At 70.8% G+C, this 18,773-nt stretch carries 19 protein-coding genes; 13 read left to right on the top strand and 6 right to left on the bottom strand.

From position 1 onward, the window contains the following. Positions 1-54: 54 nt before the first annotated feature. Positions 55-1,242, top strand: a complete 1,188-nt coding sequence (locus CcI49_RS17095; RefSeq protein ID WP_076827648.1) for a CoA transferase — start codon at positions 55-57, stop codon at positions 1,240-1,242. A 515-nt stretch (positions 1,243-1,757) separates the two neighbouring features. Here the strand turns inward: CcI49_RS17095 and CcI49_RS17090 are convergent. The 3 genes from CcI49_RS17090 to selA form a co-directional block, all read right to left on the bottom strand. Continuing rightward, complete coding sequence (locus CcI49_RS17090; protein WP_063793165.1) at positions 1,758-2,759, bottom strand: CoA ester lyase; 1,002 nt, start codon at positions 2,757-2,759, stop codon at positions 1,758-1,760. Positions 2,760-3,069: 310 nt separating this feature from the next. Beyond that, positions 3,070-3,537 carry a hypothetical protein gene (locus tag CcI49_RS17085; protein WP_241840104.1) on the bottom strand — a complete coding sequence of 156 codons (468 nt, stop codon included), beginning with the start codon at positions 3,535-3,537 and terminating at the stop codon, positions 3,070-3,072. Positions 3,538-4,075: 538 nt separating this feature from the next. Beyond that, positions 4,076-5,740, bottom strand: a complete 1,665-nt coding sequence (gene selA / locus CcI49_RS17080; protein ID WP_054568534.1) for an L-seryl-tRNA(Sec) selenium transferase — start codon at positions 5,738-5,740, stop codon at positions 4,076-4,078. Positions 5,741-6,203: 463 nt separating this feature from the next. On the opposite strand from selA, the gene CcI49_RS17075 reads away from it, so the two are divergent. From CcI49_RS17075 to CcI49_RS17065, 3 genes are all read left to right on the top strand, one after another. Beyond that, positions 6,204-6,851, top strand: a complete 648-nt coding sequence (locus CcI49_RS17075; protein WP_076827786.1) for a TMEM165/GDT1 family protein — start codon at positions 6,204-6,206, stop codon at positions 6,849-6,851. 80 nt (positions 6,852-6,931) lie between these two features. Next, positions 6,932-7,630 carry a pentapeptide repeat-containing protein gene (locus CcI49_RS17070; protein WP_083749540.1) on the top strand — a complete coding sequence of 233 codons (699 nt, stop codon included), beginning with the start codon at positions 6,932-6,934 and terminating at the stop codon, positions 7,628-7,630. 285 nt (positions 7,631-7,915) lie between these two features. After that, positions 7,916-8,290: a hypothetical protein gene (locus tag CcI49_RS17065; protein ID WP_035952932.1), complete on the top strand. Its 375-nt coding sequence runs from the start codon at positions 7,916-7,918 to the stop codon at positions 8,288-8,290. Positions 8,291-8,442: 152 nt separating this feature from the next. On the opposite strand, the gene CcI49_RS43330 is transcribed toward CcI49_RS17065, so the two are convergent. Next, positions 8,443-9,081, bottom strand: a complete 639-nt coding sequence (locus CcI49_RS43330; protein ID WP_076827644.1) for a hypothetical protein — start codon at positions 9,079-9,081, stop codon at positions 8,443-8,445. Positions 9,082-9,782: 701 nt separating this feature from the next. Between CcI49_RS43330 and CcI49_RS17055 the strand changes: the two genes are divergently transcribed. Beyond that, complete coding sequence (locus CcI49_RS17055) at positions 9,783-10,202, top strand: STAS domain-containing protein (RefSeq protein WP_235498072.1); 420 nt, start codon at positions 9,783-9,785, stop codon at positions 10,200-10,202. Here CcI49_RS17055 and mshD read toward each other — a convergent pair. After that, positions 10,166-11,188: a mycothiol synthase gene (gene mshD / locus CcI49_RS17050; protein WP_054568026.1), complete on the bottom strand. Its 1,023-nt coding sequence runs from the start codon at positions 11,186-11,188 to the stop codon at positions 10,166-10,168. The genes CcI49_RS17055 and mshD overlap by 37 nt on opposite strands. 517 nt (positions 11,189-11,705) lie before the next feature. Further along, a complete protein-coding gene (locus tag CcI49_RS17045; RefSeq protein WP_006542391.1) occupies positions 11,706-12,446 on the bottom strand; it encodes a response regulator transcription factor in 741 nt (246 codons plus the stop codon). 128 nt (positions 12,447-12,574) lie between these two features. On the opposite strand from CcI49_RS17045, the gene CcI49_RS17040 reads away from it, so the two are divergent. The 8 genes from CcI49_RS17040 to CcI49_RS17005 all read left to right on the top strand — a co-directional run bounded on the left by CcI49_RS17040 (position 12,575) and on the right by CcI49_RS17005 (position 18,678). Next, positions 12,575-13,447, top strand: a complete 873-nt coding sequence (locus CcI49_RS17040) for an alpha/beta hydrolase (RefSeq protein WP_241840103.1) — start codon at positions 12,575-12,577, stop codon at positions 13,445-13,447. Positions 13,448-13,524: 77 nt separating this feature from the next. Then, positions 13,525-13,779: a MoaD/ThiS family protein gene (locus CcI49_RS17035; RefSeq protein ID WP_054568025.1), complete on the top strand. Its 255-nt coding sequence runs from the start codon at positions 13,525-13,527 to the stop codon at positions 13,777-13,779. 139 nt (positions 13,780-13,918) lie between these two features. Further along, the gene (locus CcI49_RS17030; RefSeq protein ID WP_116437421.1) at positions 13,919-14,989 is read left to right on the top strand and encodes a hypothetical protein; all 1,071 of its coding nucleotides are present in this window, start codon (positions 13,919-13,921) and stop codon (positions 14,987-14,989) included. Then, positions 14,986-15,753, top strand: coding sequence for a DUF2993 domain-containing protein (locus tag CcI49_RS17025; RefSeq protein ID WP_054568023.1), 768 nt, complete (start codon positions 14,986-14,988; stop codon positions 15,751-15,753). The genes CcI49_RS17030 and CcI49_RS17025 overlap by 4 nt, the downstream gene beginning before the upstream one ends. A 16-nt stretch (positions 15,754-15,769) precedes the next feature. Next, complete coding sequence (locus tag CcI49_RS17020; protein ID WP_076827639.1) at positions 15,770-16,168, top strand: thioredoxin family protein; 399 nt, start codon at positions 15,770-15,772, stop codon at positions 16,166-16,168. Positions 16,169-16,494: 326 nt separating this feature from the next. Beyond that, positions 16,495-17,328, top strand: a complete 834-nt coding sequence (locus CcI49_RS17015) for a sulfurtransferase (RefSeq protein ID WP_054568022.1) — start codon at positions 16,495-16,497, stop codon at positions 17,326-17,328. A gap of 2 nt (positions 17,329-17,330) precedes the next feature. After that, positions 17,331-17,630, top strand: coding sequence for a DUF1416 domain-containing protein (locus CcI49_RS17010; RefSeq protein WP_006542398.1), 300 nt, complete (start codon positions 17,331-17,333; stop codon positions 17,628-17,630). Between the two features lie 364 nt (positions 17,631-17,994). Next, a complete protein-coding gene (locus CcI49_RS17005; RefSeq protein WP_054568530.1) occupies positions 17,995-18,678 on the top strand; it encodes a TetR family transcriptional regulator in 684 nt (227 codons plus the stop codon). Positions 18,679-18,773: the final 95 nt, after the last annotated feature.

Genomic DNA, 18,773 nt, shown 5'->3' with positions numbered 1-18,773 from the left:
GATCCGACTGTTACGGGTTTGGAACGCAATTTCGACTGATGGAACGGAGTAGCGATGGGGCCGCTCTCGGACCTGACCGTTCTGGACTGCTCGACGCTGTTCGCCGGTCCGCTCGCGGCGACCGTGCTTGGCGACTTCGGCGCCGAGGTCATCAAGATCGAGCATCCCGAGAAGGGCGACCCGAGCCGTACCCACGGGCACTCGAAGAACGGTGTGGGCCTGTGGTGGAAGATGCTCGGGCGCAACAAGCGCGCGGTCACGCTCAACCTGGGCCGCCCGGAAGGCGCGGAGATCCTCCGTGGCCTGGTGGCCGGCGCCGACGTGCTGATCGAGAACTTCCGTCCCGGCACCCTGGAACGCTGGGGGCTGGGGCCGGACGTCCTGCACGAGATCAACCCGCGGCTCGTGATCGCCCGGGTCACCGGCTTCGGCCAGTTCGGCCCGTACGCCCGTCGGCCCGGCTTCGGCACGCTCGCCGAGTCGATGAGCGGCTTCGCCGCGATGACGGGTGAGCCGGACGGGCCGCCGACCCTGYCCCCCTTCGGCCTCGCCGACGGGATCGCCGCCCTGACCTGCTACGGCGCGATCCTCACCGCGTTGCACAGTCGGGCGTCCACCGGAGTCGGCCAGGTCATCGACCTCGCGATCATCGAGCCGCTGGTCACCCTGCTCGGCCCGCAGCCGACCGTCTACGACCAGCTCGGCCTGATCCACGAGCGGACCGGCAACCGGTCCGTCAACAACGCGCCGCGCAACACCTACCGCACCGCCGACGGTCGCTGGGTGGCCGTGTCGACCTCGGCGCAGACCATCGCCGAGCGGGTGATGCGGCTGGTCGGGTGCCCCGAGGTGATCGACGAGCCCTGGTTCGCGACCGGGGCGGGGCGGGCGCAGCACGCCGAGGAGCTCGACGCGGCCGTCGGCGGGTGGATCGCCCAGCGCAGCCTCGACGAGGTGAGCGCGGCCTTCACCGAGGCGCAGGCCGCCGTCGCCCCGATCTACGACGTCACCGACGTGCTCGCGGACCCGCAGTACCAGGCGCTCGACACCATCACGACGGTCGACGACCCGGATCTCGGTCCGCTGAAGATGCAGAACCTGTTGTTCCGGCTCTCCACCACCCCCGGCGAGATCCGCTGGACCGGCCGGGCGGTCGGAGCCGACACCGCGGACGTGCTGGCCGAACGGCTGGGCATGTCCGCCGACGAGATCGCCAAACTGCGGGAAGAAGGTGTTCTGTGAGCGTGGTCGATCTAGCCTGGCGACGGTGCCACGCCGGCGGGCCCTCGCGGAGAAGATCACGGTGGCGCCTGACGCGATGTGCACCGCGGAGCGCGGAGCGGGTCCGAACCCCCGCCGAGGCGCTCGCGGTGGCCGTGGCTGTGCGCGCCCTGCCGACGACCCCGAAGGTCGGCCAGCTGCTGCCGGGCAGGATCTGCTGACCCTGGCGGTGCGTGCCACTCGCCGTACGGCGATCCGCCGCGGATCCGCGCCGTACAGTGCAGCAATTCACACTAATAGGTTTAAACGGTGCTCGGAGTCACTTGGCAATCCGCAAGAAGTAAGGGTTTTGGTCGCTCCAGCAGCCAAAATACTTACTTCTCGCTCGGAAATAGCGGTGGCGATGGAGGTCCGAAGCTCGCGATTCTGCGACGGGCGTCAGAACGACCGAAATCCTCAGCTCTTTGTGTCAGAGGTGGCCCGCTGTACCTACCCGACTCGGTCGGGGCTGCTCGTCGGCCAGGGCTGCTCGTCGGTCAGAGCTGCCCTGTGCCGGGGCCGCTGCCGGGGCTTCTGCTGGGATCGCTCAGGGCGAGGTGCGTGGCGAGGACGCGGCGCGCACCGCGGATGACCGCCTCGTCGACCATGCTGCCGTCGCCGGCCGCCGCCGCGCCGCCGGCCGCCTCGAACCGTTCGATGAGCACACGCGCGCGCCGCACCTGCTCGGCGCCCGGCGTGAAGACCTCGTTCACGACCGGGATCTGGGCCGGATGAATGCAGGCCCGCCCCAGGAATCCGAGCCGGCGCAGCCGGTCGGTGGACGTTCGCAGGCCGTCGGGGTCGTTGTAGACGACCGAGACCGGCGCGACGGGCGGCATGATGCCCGCCACCGCGCTCGCGAGGACGATCTGACTGCGCACCCCGAGCAGCTCCGACTCGTCCGGGCCGAGCTCGACGCCGAGGCAGGCGCGCAGGTCGGCCTCGCCGATCTGCAGATGGCGGACCCGGGGCGCGGCAGCGATCTGCGCCGCCCGGGTGATCGCGGCCGGTGTCTCCAGCAGCGGCGCGACCGCCGCCGTGGCACCGGCTCGGGCGAGCTCGGCGTCGACGGCCGCGACCTCTTCGGCGTGGTCGGTCTTGGCGAGGCAGAGGCCGTCGAGGTTCGGGGCGTCGGCGAGCGCGGCGACATCGCGGGCGCGCAGGCTGCCGGGGTTCACCCGCACCCAGATCCGCGGGCGGGCGGGCCGCCGGGCTGCTGCCGTGCCGCCGGAAGCTGTGCCGCCGGGAGCCATGCCGCCGGCTGCCGTGGCGCCGGCCGTCGGGCCGCCGGCGCGCGGGCCGCGGGCGGGCATGGCGCTGGCGGGCGGGTCCGGGAGGGTATGCAGCCAGTCGCGGACGAGCGCGCGGGCGGCGTCCTTGCCGCTGGGCGGGACAGCGTCCTCAAGATCGACGATGATCGCGTCGGCGCCGCGGTCGAGTGCCTTCGCCAGCTTCGTGGCATCGCTGCCCGGTACGTACAGCCAGCTTCTGATCGACATGCGGACATGTTCCACTCTGTGTGACGCCGTTCCGAAGTCATGCTCTCACGGGAGGTGGGACCTGGCCGGGGTAGCGCCAGCCGCATGGGTTGGGGCTGGCCTGGTGGTGCGAGTGGAGGAGGATCCATTCCTAGATGGAAGATATGGAACATCGTTCTATCTAGTGGAACGTTTGGGAGCCGTCGGCGAGCCGGCCGGCGATGTACGTGGCCCGCGGCTGAGCCGTGCCGCACCCGACGGCTGTCTCGTCGAGCGGAGCGGTTGTCCGTCAGGCGGTGCGGCCGGCCCGTCGTGCCGTGCGGTTGCGCTGTCAGGCGGTGCGGTTGGTCGGTGGCGGGGCGCCGGGAAGGTTCCCCGCCGCCGGCCGGTGGGGCCAGCCGCGCAGCAGGCCTGGCCATTTCCTGAGCAGGAGGGCGAGGCCGACGCTGCCTAGTACCGCCGTGCTCAGGCACGGTCCGGTGGCGAACTCGGACGGGTCCGGTTCGAGGCCCGGCCAGCTCAGCCCGAACATCAGCAGAGAACAGGCCGCGCCGGTCCCGCTGGTCAGCAGCGGGAACCGGCGTGCCCCGGGCAGACCGAGCAGAGCAAGCCCGGCCGTCAGGAAACCGAGGACCGCTGCCGCGAGCAGCACCCCGCCGACGGTCCTGATCGCCACGGGAGGAAGCCAGCTCGGCTCCCAGGACCACGATGTGCCGTTCCAGCGAAGCCGGGCGTCGCTGCCGGGTGCCCCGAGCGGGGCGCCCGGCCAGACCAGCAGATGCACGAGACCGTGCGTCATGAGGACGAACCCGGCCGCCCAACGCAGCCCCCGGCTCACCGAAGTCCCCGGAGGATGCCCCGGCCTTCAGGCTGGGGAGGAATCCGGTTTCCCGCCCAGCGGGGCGGGGACCGCCGATTCGGCGGGATCGGCATTGCGGACGGCGTCCCCGGTGGCGGAACTGTCTGGACACGGGGAGACACCGGTTTCCTGGCAGCCATGTGGACATCCCTTCGTAGGGTTTGCGTGTCCCGTTTCCGGCTTTGTCTGTCTGCCGAGCAGGCGGTCGCGCTGGACGAGCACCGTGGGCATGCCCGTTCTGTGCGGAACAGGTGGCGTGAGGTCGCGTGAGAGCCAAGCGCGGTTCCGGTGTGGCCTGCGGGCTTCGGGGCAACGCGGGTGTGAACGCTGCTGTGAACATCGCCGCGGGGCGCGCGGTGACTGTGCGGTGACTGCGCGGGGAGGTGCCGGGTTGCCGGTGCCGGTGAACCGCGAACCTCAACGACGCGAACCAGTTTTCGTGTGGTTGGAATCCTCCGCGTTCACGCGGAGGAGGATGTCAATGGAGGGTCACCTCGTCGTCGGTGTCCGGTCCGGCGTCCACCAGGGGGAGCCAGCCCGCACCGGGTGAACGTTCCGTGCGTCGCGCCCAGTCCGGTACCCGGGCCCATCCGCCGGTGTCGGTGCTGGTGCCGGCGCGGATGCGGGCGTGCGGGGCCGTCACCGCGGAGCCGGAGCGGCCCGGCGGCGAGGTCGGCGCCTCGTTGATCCCTGCCACGGGCGCGGATCCGGTGGCGGCGGCAAGAACCGTCGCGGCCAGGACCGGATCCAGATCCGCCGGCACCGACCGTAGATCGAGCAGGCAGCAGCCCTGCTCCACCCGTCCCAGCACGGCCGGCCGGCCCTGGCGCAGCAGCGCGGCGAGGCTCGCGTCGAGGGCGACGGCCGCGCTCGGCAGCCCGTCCTTCCAACCATCCGCCCCGTATTCCGGCGAACCGTTGTGGCCACCATGCCCACCGTGGGCCAGGCGGCCGCCGTGGCCGCCTGGCGTGCCGGGGCCGATCGATGCGGGTCCGCCGGCATCCGCGTCCGCATCCCGCAGGTCCTTCGGGCCCGCCCCGCCCCGCTGCGGGGGCGTGCCCGTTCCGCCTGTCTCGTCGATTCCATCCGAGCTGACCACCGCCCGGCTGCTTACCGCCGACGCCGGGACGCCGGACCTGCGCAGCCAGGCGGCCAGGCGCTCGGCGCGGGTCCGGAGCTCGGCTGGATCCGCGCGCAGCGAGCGGCGGACGGGGTTGTCCTCGCCCCGCAGGGTGGCTTCGAGTGCGGCCAGCGTCAGTTTGCCGACCCGCAGCGCGCGGGCCAGCGGATGCCTGCGCATCCGGTCAACCAGGTCGCCGCGGCCGAGGACGAGACCGCACTGCGGACCACCGAGGAGCTTGTCGCCGCAGGTGATGACCAGACTGGCGCCACAGCGTAGCCAGGTGGAGGCGTCGGGTTCGTCGGGCAGCGTCTCGTCGGGTGTCAACAGACCGGATCCGGGATCGCCGACCAGGGGGACTCCGCGTCGGGCGCACAGCTCCGCGAGATCACTGAGCGCCGGCCTCGCCGTCAGCCCGACCACCCGGAAGCTGGGCGGGTGCATCCGGAGCACGAAGCCGGTTCGCGGGCCGATGGCGTCGGCATAGTCGCCCAGGGTGGTTCGGTTCGTCGTGCCCACTTCCCGTAGCCGGGCACCGGTCGCGGCCAGCAGTTCCGGGAGCCGGAAACCGTCCGCGGTCTCGACCAGCTCGCCGCGGCTGATGACGATCTCCCGGTCCGGCGCCAACGCCATCGCGGCGAGCATGACGGCGCCGGCGTTGTTGTTGACCACATGCACGGCGCGGGCCGCCGGGACGGCGGCCGCCAGGGCGGTCAGTGCGGCGTTGCCGCGCCGGCCGCGCCGCCCGGACGCCAGATCGAGCTCGACGTCGCAGGTCGCGGCGGCGGCGTCGATCGCGGTGCGGGCCTCGGGGGAGAGCGGCGCCCGGCCGAGTCCGTCGTGCAGCAGGATGCCGGTGGCGTTGATCACCGGGCGGAGGTGCCCGGGCAGCCGGGCTGGGGCCACCAACGCCGGTCTCGGCTCGGCGTCGTCCAGATAGCCGATCGGCTGGCTGGCTGCGTGGCCGGCAGTCTGGCTTGCGCCAGTCGGATGACCGTCACTGGCACCCGGCCTGGTGGGCATGGTGAGGAAGCGTGTCGGCTCGACGGACGGTCGACCAGATTCGACGATCACCTTGAGTGATGCTAAGGGGGCAGATCTGTGAAGAATGGGCGGCGCTCCGCAGCGGACCGCCTACGTGTGGCCTTGCTGTCGTCTCGTCTGACCTGGTTCAAAACCTTCACCACGGCTCATCAGGCGGTAATGTCTCCTCCCGAAGGGGAGTAGCCCCGCCGTGGTGACCTGGTAGCCCGATTTCCGGCCCCGGTCCGGCCCACGCCGCCGTCTGGCGGCTGGTCGCCGGCCGTGCTGACGTCGGAGTGCTGGGTTGAGCACGGTCCGGCGTGTCGACATACTGGCTCGGATTCCGAGCCCGGCCGCCGGGCCTGACCTTCGTCAGGTGGGCGAGACCTTCGATCTGGCTGTCATGCCGGGTCGAAGGCGGCTCCCGTCCCGGCCCGGCCTCGAGGAGAGGACTACCGGGCCCGTGAATCTCACCGCCGCGTTCGTCACCTTCGGCGTGATCTTTCTGGCCGAACTTCCGGACAAGACGATGGTGGCGAGCCTCGTCCTGGGGAGCCGCTTCCGTCCCCTCTACGTCTGGGCCGGAGTCGCCGCGGCCTTCGCCGTGCAGGTCACGCTGGCTGTCGCCGCCGGCAGCGCGATCTCGCTGCTGCCAGGCCGGGCGGTCGACATCGTGGCGGCGCTGCTGTTCGCCCTGGGCGCGGTGCTTGTCCTCAGGGAGGGGCGAGAGGACCCCGACGACGAGGCCGAAGGCGGAGCGGCCGAGGGCGGAACGGCCGGTGACGTCGCCGCCGCCGAAGCCGTTGCCGAGGCCGACAACGCCGGCAAGTCCGGTTTCCTGCGGGTCGCGGCGACGTCCTTCGTGGTCGTGTTCGTCGCGGAGCTCGGCGATCTCACCCAGTTCTCGACCGCGAACCTCGCTGCCCGCTACTCCGCGCCGGTGGCCGTGTGGATCGGCGCGGTCCTCGCGCTGTGGACGGTGGCAGCTCTGGCCATCGCGGGCGGCCGTAGCCTTCTCCGTGTCCTGTCGGTGCGTCTGATCACCCGGGTGGCCGCCACCGCCTTCGCGGTGCTGGCGGTGATCTCACTGATAGACGCGATCCGCGGCTGACCGAGCCGGCCGGCGCCCGACATCCGCGCCGGCTCCACACCCTGCGGAGCCGGCATCGGGGCCACCATCAGAATCGGTCCATGACTCAGCGAACCCGGGTGGGACGAGGCAGGTCCGATCCCTGGCAACCCGTGCGGCCGTCCGTGGCCGGAGTATCCCTGCCGGCCGACGGGTCGACCCGTGGCCCGGGGCAGCCGCGGGTCATCCGTGGGACCATCGAGGACCTGGGGGCGGCGGTTGCCGACGACCCGGAGGCCGACGTTCTGGGCGGCATCCGGATCGAATCCGCGGTGCTGGCATCCACCCGTGTTCTCGGGGGCGAGCTGGCTGGCCTGCACCTGCGCGACATCCTGGTCGATCAGGCGGTTCTCGCCGGAATTGTGATCGACGGGGGCGGTGGCACGAGGGTCGAGATTACCGGTGGCAGGATCTCCGGGGCGGTGTGGATCCGTGGCGAGTTCCACGACGTCGTCCTGGACGGTGTGCGGGCGGACGACGTCACGCTCCGGTCGTGCACGCTGGGCCGGGCCCGCTTCAGCCGGTGCGAGCTGTCGCGGCTGGATCTGACCGGATCCAGGCTCGATCATGTGCGGTTCGAGGAGTGCGACCTCACGGAGGCCGTCTTCACCGATGTCACGATCAGGGCGGCGTCCTTCCGCGGCTGTCGCTTCGACGGTGCCGTGGGCGTGACCGGCCTCACCAACGCGGAGGTGGATGCCGACAGCCTGCTGACCCTTACCGGGCCGATGGCTGCCGCACTCGGAATATCCGTGGTCTGAACGTTTCCCAGTGATCCGTAAGGCCCGAAAAGTTGGTAGTGCTCGTGAGCGCCGGCGTCGGTGGGTTGGCGTTGGATGGCAGGATCAGAATTCGGAGCGGCTCAATGGCGCGACAGCACAGAAAAAGGGCGAATTAGCCCTGCTGGGAGGCCTCCCGACGGTGCGTGCTTATATCGGTGCGTCGAGCGCGCTTGTGGCTATGTGGACACGAAGTGTGTCTTAGGTGTCTGATTTAGCGTGTGGCGCCGGGTATTGCCGATGGAGAGCGGAGGGGACGACGAGGAAATGATCACAGAGGAGGGCGGCTGCGGAGCCTGGCAGCGTGTGCCCGAGGACATAGTCGTACGGCTTGATGATGTGCCGGGAGCGGCCTACGAGGTGCCCAGTGAGGTGACCTGTGCGCTGCAGGAGGGCCACCCGGACAACCACATGGCCGTTTTGCAGGGGTGGGGAAGTGAGGAGGTCTGGCTGTCCTGGTCCGCCCCCAGAACGATCACCGCTCCCGGTTGCCGCGTCGACGGGATGACCTGCCTGCTGCCCTCCGGCCATCAAGGCCACCATCATGTGATCATGGCGGACATGGTCGAGGACGAGGGCCCGTACTGGGTTGCCGACCGTGCCGAACTGGAGGCACGGCGCGCCAGCGTTGCCAGAGGCTGATCCGCACCGTCCGGCACCGGCGCCGATCCCTGCGCGGCCGTCCTGCCTCGCCACCGCCCGGCAGCCGGGGCGGGGCGGGGCGGGCTGGGCGGCAGGACTGCGGCCAGGGTGGCCGGACCAGTCGCGGTGCCAGGCCTGCCGTGTGGGCTGGCCTAGGCCGGGCCGGTGATGGCCGGTGTCGCTGTGGGGTCGACGCCTTGACGGGGGGCGTCGTCGAAGACGAGAACGACTTCGGCGTCGGTGCTGAAGTCCCGCAGCCGCGCGCTGGCAGGCACGCTGGCCAGCGCATGGCGCAGACCACCGGCCGTCGTGCCTTCGGCGGCCACGATGGTGATCCGTGTGCCGCCTTCGAAGCCCTCGGCGCTCCCGCTGACAGGCAGAGGCGAACGCGCGGGCTCGGCGGGTCCGGTTGTGTCGCTCTCGCCGGCCATCGATTTCCATGCGGTGTCGAGCGCCAGCAGATGGTCGACGATGCGGCGGACCTCGTCCGACTCGAGATCGGCGGACGTCGTGGTGCCGGGGTCGGCCGCGGCGATGCGGAGCCGGACCAGCAGCTGGTTCTCGTCCTCGGCCGGCCGCGCCCCACACTCCTCTGGAGCCTGGGCGCGGGCCGGATCCTGATCGGGCGAGCGGGCCGCCGCGGCCACGGTGATCGCGGCACCGTCCGTCCGGCCGACGAAGACCGTGATCTCGCGCGGTTCGGTCGTCAGATCTCGCCCGCCGAGATCGCTGCCGGCATCCCGTGACGTACCGGGTGAGCCCGGTTGTGCTGGTGTTCCTGGTCGTGACATCGTGCCTTCTCCTCGCGTGGCAGGAATTCGCGGAATAGCTGTTCACCGAGGACGCTCTCACGGTGTTTCTGGTCATAACACCCCGCGAGACGGGGAGTTTCTGGCCGGCCTGATGGTGCCAATGTGTCGATGAGGTATATATCGCAGGTTTCGGGTCCGGGACTTGTCGGGTGACCTGTGGGCAGGACGAGCGGACAGGACGAAAGCGCGCGGTGAAGGCGCGGCGGTGCGGTGGGCTTCGCTGTTCGTCCGCGTCGGACAAGCGGGTCGGGTAAGCCGTGCCGCGTCCGGTGGAGCACGTCCGGTGGAGCAACGGTGCCATTGCGCCGCGACCAGCCGGAACGGTCACCTTCCGCATCAGGTGTCCACCGTGCCGTCCGGCGAACACGAAGGGCCACCGTTCGTTGAACGGCGAACAGCAGGCGAACAGGGAACAGCAGGCGAACTGGGAACGGCAGGCGAACTGGGAACGGCCGGCGGCGCGAACGGGCGGCGAACAGAGCTGGTGAAGCCGGGCCGGTGATGACGTAAAGAGCAGATGCCGGGAAAACCCACCCCTGAACCTGGTGTGAGGCCGATACCCCCGGGGTAGGTGCTGGGCGATCGCGCTTGTCCGGAGCGCGTCGCGCCGCGGGAGGCCAGCTCGGCCGGGCTTCCCGCCTCGCACCATCGTCCGGCCGACCGGAGCCATGGTCCCCAGCGTGCGTGTGGAAGTGACCGGCCGAGATGCCGTCGTGGTGCACCCGGAAGGCGAGATCGACTACTCGTCGCTGGAACCGCTACGGCAGGCACTGCTAGACGCGCGGATCGCCGGTGTCCGCGAGATCGTCGTCGATCTTCGTGAGGTCACGTTCCTGGACTCACAGGGGCTGGCCGTGATCCTTTACGCCCACCAGCGGCAGCGGTCGGCCGGTGGGCGCCTGATCCTGCGCAATCTCAACGAGAACGCCTACCGGCTGCTCTCCGTGACGAATCTGACCACCGTGATCGATGTCGACCACGGCTCGCAGGTGGCGCCGGCCCACTCGCCGGTGGCGCCGGCCCAGGGGCAGCCGGTTCGCACCGGGCAGCCGACTCTCGCCGGTCAGCCTCGATCACGCCCCGGGGCGACCCGCTGGTAGGAGACGTCGGCGGTATGGCGATGGAAACCGAGGCGGGTGTAGAGCCGGACCGCGCGATCGTTGTCCTCGTCCACATAGAGCATCACCGTGGCGAGGCCGAGATCCCGCAGATGTCGCAGGCCGGCGATCGTGAGAATCCGGCCCAGGCCCGCGCCGCCCGCGTCGGGTGCGACGCCCACCACGTAGACCTCACCGATCGGTCCCGGCGCCGCCTGCGGGTCCCCGGCGGGCATCGGGTCGATGGGGTGAACCTTCGTCCAGTGGAATCCCACCAGCTGACCGTTCCGTTCGGCGAGGAAGAAGCCGGCCGGGTCGAACCATGGTTCCGCCTCGCGGGCGCGCAGGTCGTCCATCGTCCAGCGGCCCTGCTCGGGGTGCGTGGCGAATGCCGCCGCGTTGATCGCGAGCCAGGCCTCCTCGTCCCTGCCCACCTCGAAGGTCCGGAGGGTGAAACCCGGGGGGACGGTCGGGCTCGGCAGGTCGTCGTCCGCCGCGGCTGTTGCGCTGCCGGTCGTCGCGCTGCCGGCCGTTGCACTGCCGGGCGTTGCGCTGCTGGCCGCGATCAGGGGGCGGCGCAGTTGGAGAAGTACCCGCGCCCGTTCGAAGCCGGCACTGCCTGCCAGCGCCGCGGCTGCCGGTGCGTCGCCGTGGGCCCAGATGTTGAGCTGCGACGACCCGGCCACCGCCGCGGACAGTTCCCGCACCAGCGCGCTGCCGACTCCGGCGCGGCGATGATCGGGGTGGACGACCAGCTCGGCCTGCCGCTCCGAGGGGTCCCCGCCCACCGCGGCGAAGCCCACGATCGTCGATCCGTCCCGCGCGACCAGGTGGGCCACACCACCGGGGCTCCCGCCCGGCCGCAGGGTGAGGCGCACATCTTCGGAGATCCCGCCGTTGCCGTCGACCTGCTCCGCGCTCGTCAGCAGTTCGGTGATGGCCGCCACGTCAGTCGCGTCGAGGGTGTCGAGCCAGCTCAGCGAGGTCATGTTTCAACGCTAGCCAGTGCGCTGTCGAAACATGCACCGTCAAAGTGAGCTGTCGAAATATGCACTGTCAAAGTGAGCAGTGTCGGTGGGGGCTGGCCGTCGTGCGCGAGCGGAGCCGCCGGGGTGCGAACGCGTCGATGTCATCAGGTAACCGGCAGGTTACCGGGCCCGTCCTGATGCATGTCGCCAGCGCAGCGGGTGGGGTCCGCCGATCAGTCGGCGCTGCACGGCCGGAGCGCGTGCACGGCCGGAGCAGGAGGCCGGGTGCCGGGGAGCGTCGCGGCCAGGCGAAGCGTGGCCGGGCGAAGGGCCGACAGGCCAAGGCCTCGGACCCCGAACACGCCGGAAGGGCCCGGTGGCCGTTCTCCGGACGGCCACCGGGCCCTTCCCGGTGCGCGCGGTTCTCAGCACGGTTCGCTGTCTGCGCGTTGGAGCTGGTGATGCTGCGCCGGCACCGGTCGTTGAGCGGGCGCCAGCGGTGCGGTGGTACTGGTCGTGCGTCGAGGTGGCGGACCGGTCAGACGCGCTCGGGAGTGCGGATGTCGTCCCGATCCAGGCGGTTGGCGGTGTCGGGCAGCGGCGAGATCGGCGGGGCGACGAACTTGTACCCGACGTGACGTACAGTGCCGATCATTGCCTCGTGCTCGGGGCCGAGCTTCGCGCGCAGCCGGCGGACGTGCACGTCCACCGTCCGGGTGCCGCCGTAGTAGTCGTAGCCCCAGACCTCCTGCAGGAGCTGTGCGCGGGTGAAGACCCGCCCCGGGTGCTGCGCGAGGTACTTCAGCAGCTCGAACTCTTTGAACGTGAGCTCGAGCGGACGGCCCCGCAGCTTGGCGGAGTAGGTGGTCTCGTCGACGGAGAGGTCACCGGACCGGATCACTCCGGCCTCTGCCGTACCGCCCGCGGCCGCGACCCGCCCGATGGCAAGCCGCAGACGAGCCTCCACCTCGGCCGGCCCGGCCGTGTCGAGCACCACATCGTCGACGCCCCAGTCCGCCGAGACCGCGGCGAGGCCACCCTCGGTGACCAGCGCCAGCAGCGGGGTGGTGAGCCCGGTCGTGCGCAGCAGCCGGCACAGGCCCCGCGCGATGACGAGCTCGCGGCGGCCGTCAACGACGATCACATCGACTGGAGGTGCGTCGAGCAGTGCGCTTGCCTCCAACGGCGCCACACGGACGGTGTGGGTGAGGAGGCCAAGGGACGGGAAGGACTCGGCCGACGGACCGGGGGCGTTGGTGAGCAACAGGACGACGCTCAAGACGGCTCCTCCAGGTGCGATGTGTGTTGGGGCAGCGTCGACCCAGGCGATCCTTGTCTCCGGTGTCCTACGTTCCACGACCGTCATGGGCATGAAACGAGTACCGGTCTGCAGGGGAGGATAGCGGAGTGCCCTACTCCGCTCCTACGGTCTATCGACTTCTTCCCACCGCAGACGCTGAGATCCTGGCCACGGAGCTGCTTCATCGTGACCCCGCGGTGACAGGGCATGACGCCGTCTGCGTGGTCGTCGCCCACGGCTTCTCCGGATCGATCGGGCGGCCTGCGCTGCGTGCTGTAACAGAGGAACTGCGCCGGCACGTGGGTGTGCTGTCCATGGACCTTCGAGGTCACGGCAGGTCGACGGGCACCTGCACCTTCGGGGACCGCGAGGTCCTGGATGTCGACGCGGCCGTGGGTGAGGCACGTCGCATGGGCTACCAGAAGGTGGTCACGATGGGGTGGTCCATGGGTGGCGCCGCCGTTCTGCGGCACGCCGGCCTCGCGATCTCCGGGGAGGTCACACACGGACACCGGCTTCGGCACCGGCCTGACGCAGTCGTCTCGGTCAGCGCGGCGAGCCGGTGGTTCGTCCGCGACACGGCGCCCATGCGGCGCATCCACTGGTTCGCCGAGACGGCGCCCGGGCGGGTCGCCGCCCGGGTCGGGCTCGGAGTGCGAATCGCGACGGACCCCTGGCCGGCCGTGCCCGCCTCGCCCGTCGAGGTGATCGGGCGGATCGCGCCAACCCCTGTCCTCATCGTGCACGGTGACCGCGATGCGTACTTCACTGTGGAACATCCACGTGCGCTGGCGGCCGCCGCCGGCGACACCGGGCAGCTGTGGCTCGTGCCCGGTTTCGGGCACGCCGAGGCCGGCGTCGTCCCGGGGCTGGTCGATCGGATCGGGGCACACCTGCCCGATCTGCTCGCCGGTCGCCCGGAGTGGGCGCAGTGCGCGCGACGGATGGCGCGGGAGACCGGTCCCGCACCGACCCGGTGACCGCCGGCCAGGCGCGAGCACCCGGGCGACCAGGCGAGCGACTACGGCGACGATTACGGCGAAGCGAGGGATGCGCAGTGGCACGCATCGTGGTCAGGTACTGGGCGGCGGCCCGCGAGGCGGCCGGTGTCGAGCAGGACGAGGTGGACGCGCCGACGCTCGCCGTGGCGCTGGATGACGTCGCGCGCCGCCGCGGCGCCGCCCTCGCCACGGTGTTGGCCCGCTGTGCCTTCCTGCTCGACGAGATGCCGGTCGGTCGACGCGACCCGCAGGACGTCGACCTGCGAGAAGGGTCGGTGGTGGAGGTGCTGCCCCCGTTCGCCGGGGGGTGAACACGACGGAAGGACACGTACGTCCACCCAGGGCAGTGGATTCCGGTTCGCTCGCCCGTGGCAGCATGGTGCGGTGCCTGTTCCCGAGCCTGGCTCGTCCGGACTGTCCGGATCTTCGGACRTGGTCCGGCCAGCCGGCGTGGCCGCGTTRCCGGGTGAGGCCGGGCTCGCCACCGCTCTCGCGGGTGCGGGTGCGGTCGGCGCAGGCATCGCGGTGCTGGTCACCGGCGCCGCGTTCGCGGCGATCGCCGGCCCATGGGCGCTCGCGGGTGTGCTCCTCGTGGCACAGATAGCGCTGGCCTGGGCCTGGACAGGGGCCCTGCGCGCCTCCGCGGGAACGATGGTGGTGGTGGCGGGCAGCGCGCTCGCCTGCGATCTCGCCGTGCTCTGGCCGCTCGGTGGCGACAATGCTCACGGCTTCGGCGCGCACGGCTACGACGACAACGGCATCGGAACGGTCGCGGGCGTCGTGGGCGTGTCCCTCGGCGTCACGGTCCTTTACCAGCTGGCCCGCCGCCTACGCGGCGGCGCTACGCCGGCGCCGGGTGTGTCGGCGGAGGGCGTGCCGGCGGCCGGGACAACCGGTATGGCAGCGGCCGGCGCCGTCGCGGCTGATCGTGCCCAGCGGGCTGCCGACAGGGTGAGTGGCGACATGACCGCCGCGCTCGGCGGGGTCGGCATCGCCGCCTTCCTCACCGGCTTCCTGGTGCTGCGCGCCGAGGCGGGTGCCGAGCACCCCGCCGACGAGATGGTCATCGCGGGCCTGCTCGGTGCCGGTGCCGCGGTGCTCGTCGGCCGTCTGGTGACGGCACTGCTCGCAGCCACCTTCGCGCGCAGTGCGGGCACGGCCCTGGGCGCCGTCCCGGATCCGGATGTCGTACCGCAGCCGGATGACGTCCCGGATTCGGATGCCGTTCCGGGCCTCGGTCGGGCGAGGGTGTGCGCGGTCGTCGGCGCGGTGTCCGCGGCCGCCGCGGGCACCGCGGCAGGGGTGATCTTCGGCGAGTTCACGGGCCTCGGTGTCGCCACCGCCACCGTCCTCGCCGCGGCCGGCGGTGTCGCCGCCGCCTGTGTCGCGTCGGCCGGATTCGGCGGGGCGCTCACCGCACCCCGCCTCGGCCCCGCGGCCGGGATGCTGCTCGACGTGCTGCTCCCGCTGGCGTTGGCAGCGCCCGTCGTGTACCTCCTCGGTCGTCAGCTTCCCGGATGAGCCGCACCGCGCGGCGGGGCCTGATCGCCTTCAGCGTCACGATCGTCGTGGCGCTGGTCATTCTCGGCGTGCTCGACCGGGTCGCGGCCCGGGTCGTCGCGGATCAGATCGCCACCAGGGCGCAGACCTCGCAGAACCTCGCCGAGCGGCCGACGGTGTCGCTCGGCGGTTTTCCGTTCCTCACCCAGGTCACCGCGGGCAAGTACCGTCACGTGAACATCGAGATCCGCGGTTATGAGCGGGACGGCGTCCGGGTCGACCGGCTCCGCGCGGAACTGGCCGGCGTCCACCTGCCACTCTCGGACGTCCTGAACCAGGATGTCCAGCAGGTACCGGTCGACCAGGTGAAGGCACAGGTCGACCTCACCTTCGACGACCTCAACGCCTACCTCGCGACGCAGAACCCACCCGCCAGAGTCGCCCCGGCCGGGCAGGGCCTCGAGATCAGCGGGACGGTCGAGGTGCTGGGCTCTCAGTACCCGGTCTCGGGCATCGCCGACATCGGCGTGGCCGCCGACTCGGTCACCTTCACTCCCCGCGACCTCACGGCAGGTCTCGGCGCGGTGATCCCGACCCAGCTGTTGGAACCGCTGCGGGAACTTCTCACCGTCAAGGTGCCGGTCACCGGGCTGCCCTTCAACATGGGGCTGCGGTCCGTGGTGGTGGGTGCAGATCGGCTCACGTTCACAGCGGGCGGTGAGAACGTGCTGCTCGATGCCGACCTGGCGCAGACCGGGGTGCCGGCCGGCTCCTCCGGTCTCTGACGCAGCGGGCCGCGCCATGGACCCCCTGGACCCCGTGGACCCCGCCGTGGATCTGGTCGCGGAGCTCGCCGCGCTCGGCCAGGTGCCCGGTGAGGTCGCGACGCTGCTGCAGTTCTCGACGGCCTTCTGCGCGCCCTGCCGGGCCGCGCGGCGCCAGCTGGCAGACGTCGCGGCGCTCGTGCCCGGCGTGCGGTATGTGGAGATCGACGCGGAGTCCCACCTGGAGCTGGTGCGGCGTCTGGGCGTTCGCAGCACCCCGACGGTGGTGATCCTCGACGGATCGGGCACCGAGGTGCGCCGGGTGACCGGTGCCCCGCCGACGAAGGCGGCGGTGATCGCGACCCTGGCGTCGTTGGTCGAGGTCGCGCCCGGAGATCGGGAGCCGGGCTCAGATGGTGCCCCGGTAGATCTTTAGGGTAAGGGTTAACACAGAAGTGACATTCGCTGCTACCGTGACACGAACCATGTGCAGCGTCCTGCTTGTGAAGCGCCGCGCGGTCGACCTGTGCCGCGTGGGCAGCTGCTTGTGTTGCGGTTCCTGACAGCGCGTTGACCTAGTCCGCGCCCGGGTTCCTTGGGCGTACCGAGCGAGCCTCGACCTCGTACCTCCGCCTGCTCCGCTCCGTCTCCGTCCCCCGCTTCCCCTCGGGCCGCGGCCTGCCGCAACGCCACCTCCGGGCACGGTCCCGGATGCCATACCTGTCTCGTCCCCTGTTCCGCAACCGCGAAAGGAACGCGCGCATGAGCCGCGAGAACGCGCTGGTCAACGCGACCTGGGCAGAAGAGCACGCCAGCGACCCCAAGGTCGTGCTCGTGGAGGTCGACGAGGACGTCTCGGCCTACGACAAGGGGCACATCCCCGGCGCCGTCCGGCTCGACTGGAAGTCCGAGCTGCAGGACCCGATCATCCGCGACTTCGTGAACAAGGAGCAGTTCGAGAAGCTCCTGTCCGAGAAGGGCATCGCCAACGACGACACCGTGGTGCTGTACGGCGGCAACAACAACTGGTTCGCCGCCTACGCCTACTGGTACTTCGTCCTGTACGGCCACGCTGACGTGCGTCTGCTCGACGGCGGCCGCAAGAAGTGGGAGCTCGACGGCCGCGAGCTGACCCCCGACGTCACGCCGCGTCCGGCGACCAGCTACACCGCCTCCGAGGCGCGCACCGACATCCGGGCCTTCCGCGACGAGGTCATCACCGCGATCGGCTCGAAGAACCTGGTGGACGTCCGCTCGCCCGACGAGTTCTCCGGTCGCCTGCTCGCCCCGGCGCACCTGCCGCAGGAGCAGTCGCAGCGGGCCGGCCACATCCCGACGGCCAAGAACGTCCCGTGGGCGAAGACCGCGAACGAGGACGGCACCTTCCGGTCGGACGACGAGCTGAAGGCCCTCTACGCCGAGGTCGGGGTCGACCTGACCAAGGACACAATCGCCTACTGCCGGATCGGTGAGCGTTCCGCGCACACCTGGTTCGCCCTGCACGAGCTGCTTGGTCTCGCGAACGTGAAGAACTACGACGGCTCGTGGACCGAGTACGGCTCGCTCGTGGGCGTGCCGATCGAGAAGGGCGCCTGATCATGTGCGGTGCGACCAGTGGTGGACCATCGGTGGAAGGAATTGACGTGGCCAAGGAAACCGTGATCCAGGGAGTTGTGGTCTCCGGCGGTGAGCCGGTTTCGACTGGTTACGCCCGCCTGCTCGACTCCGGTGGCGACTTCACCGCCGAGGTGCCGCTTTCGGCGACCGGCCAGTTCCGATTCTTCGCGCGTCCTGGCGAGTGGACGGTCCGCGCCCTGGTTCCGGGCGCGACCGGCGAGCGCAAGGTCGTCGCCCGCCAGGGTGAGCCGGTCGACACCCAGGTCGACGTCACGGTCTGAGGCCGGCGATGGTCTGAGACCGGTGGTGGCCAAGTGCCACGGCCCACGGGGCCGGTAGATCGCAGGTTCGGCGGCGGCCGGGTTCCGGGAGCACGTTCCCCGGAGCCCGGCCGCTTTTTCGTGCGGGTGCGGGTGCGGGTGTGCGTGTGGGCGTGGGCGTGGGTGCCTGAGTGGGTGATCGGGGGCCGGGTCGACTTGCCGTGGTCCCGTCGCCGGGGGTAAAAATATAAGTGTCATGAGCTGACAGTTGTCCGATGGTGGCGTATGTTCGTCCATGACACCACGATCCGGGGGGATCGAGGTTGTCGCGGATGGGGCGTGTGGCATCGGGCGGCGGTAGCAAGGGGCGTAAGGGGGGTGGGCGGTGGCTGAGGCGGAGGGCCTGCGCGAACGGAAGAAGCGGCGCACCCGTCAGACGATCATCGAGGTGGCGCACGAGCTGTTTCAGGAGAAGGGCTTCGACAGCGCGACTCTCGAGGAGATCGCCGCGGGTGCGGACGTGTCGGTGCGCACCTTGTTCCGGTACTTCACCGGGAAGGAGGCGATCGCGCTCGCACCGTTGGACGAGATGGGCGATCTGACTGTTGCGGCACTGCGCCGCCGGCCCGCCGACGAGCCGCCGCTGACTGCACTGCGATGCGCGGCCCTCAGCGCCTGGGCACTGATGTCGCCGGACGGAGGCTCGTTGCGGCGTTACGCCGATCAGCTGCTGCCCAGCGACGAGGCCACCCCACTGGCCGGCGCGGTGCTGAGCCGGCTGATCGTCATCGGTGACCGTCTCGCCATGGAGCTTGTCGACAACGAGGTGCTCCTGGTCGGGGGTGGAACCGGGGGTGGCGCCGGCCTCGACGGGTCGGTTGCCGGCACCGTGCCAACCCAGACGAGCCTTTCGACGGTCACCGAACTGGACGCCCAGATGATTGTCGTCAGCTTTCTCGGTGCCATTCAGGTGGCAATCCGCTCCTGGTGCCGATCAGGCAGCACCGACCTGGTGGAGCTTCTCGCCGTGGTGGAGAAGTGTCTCGATCGGATCTGCCTCAGAACCTGAACCGCCGTGCTGGCCGCGACCGGCCAGCACCAGAAAACCTTCCACCGGCCCAGCAGGCCGGTGGAAGCGCGAAATTTCAGGCACGCCAGCAAGTA

Origin of the sequence: Frankia sp. CcI49 (assembly GCF_001983215.1) — a bacterium.
Lineage (GTDB): Bacteria > Actinomycetota > Actinomycetes > Frankiales > Frankiaceae > Parafrankia > Parafrankia irregularis.
Note: the sequence above shows the minus strand (reverse complement) of the source record. Positions and strands in the feature narration are given on the sequence as shown.

What these genes read in the sequence shown, in the direction of transcription:
- CcI49_RS17085 (WP_241840104.1), bottom strand. Translation starts at nt 3,537, where the DNA reads ATGACGCACGGTCTCGTGCATCTGCTGGTCTGGCCGGGCGCCCCGCTC.
- selA (WP_054568534.1), bottom strand. Translation starts at nt 5,740, where the DNA reads ATGCCCACCAGGCCGGGTGCCAGTGACGGTCATCCGACTGGCGCAAGC.
- CcI49_RS17015 (WP_054568022.1), top strand. Translation starts at nt 16,495, where the DNA reads ATGAGCCGCGAGAACGCGCTGGTCAACGCGACCTGGGCAGAAGAGCAC.
- CcI49_RS17025 (WP_054568023.1), top strand. Translation starts at nt 14,986, where the DNA reads ATGAGCCGCACCGCGCGGCGGGGCCTGATCGCCTTCAGCGTCACGATC.
- CcI49_RS17070 (WP_083749540.1), top strand. Translation starts at nt 6,932, where the DNA reads ATGACTCAGCGAACCCGGGTGGGACGAGGCAGGTCCGATCCCTGGCAA.
- CcI49_RS17090 (WP_063793165.1), bottom strand. Translation starts at nt 2,759, where the DNA reads ATGTCGATCAGAAGCTGGCTGTACGTACCGGGCAGCGATGCCACGAAG.
- CcI49_RS17020 (WP_076827639.1), top strand. Translation starts at nt 15,770, where the DNA reads ATGGACCCCCTGGACCCCGTGGACCCCGCCGTGGATCTGGTCGCGGAG.
- CcI49_RS17065 (WP_035952932.1), top strand. Translation starts at nt 7,916, where the DNA reads ATGATCACAGAGGAGGGCGGCTGCGGAGCCTGGCAGCGTGTGCCCGAG.
- CcI49_RS17010 (WP_006542398.1), top strand. Translation starts at nt 17,331, where the DNA reads ATGTGCGGTGCGACCAGTGGTGGACCATCGGTGGAAGGAATTGACGTG.
- mshD (WP_054568026.1), bottom strand. Translation starts at nt 11,188, where the DNA reads ATGACCTCGCTGAGCTGGCTCGACACCCTCGACGCGACTGACGTGGCG.
- CcI49_RS43330 (WP_076827644.1), bottom strand. Translation starts at nt 9,081, where the DNA reads ATGTCACGACCAGGAACACCAGCACAACCGGGCTCACCCGGTACGTCA.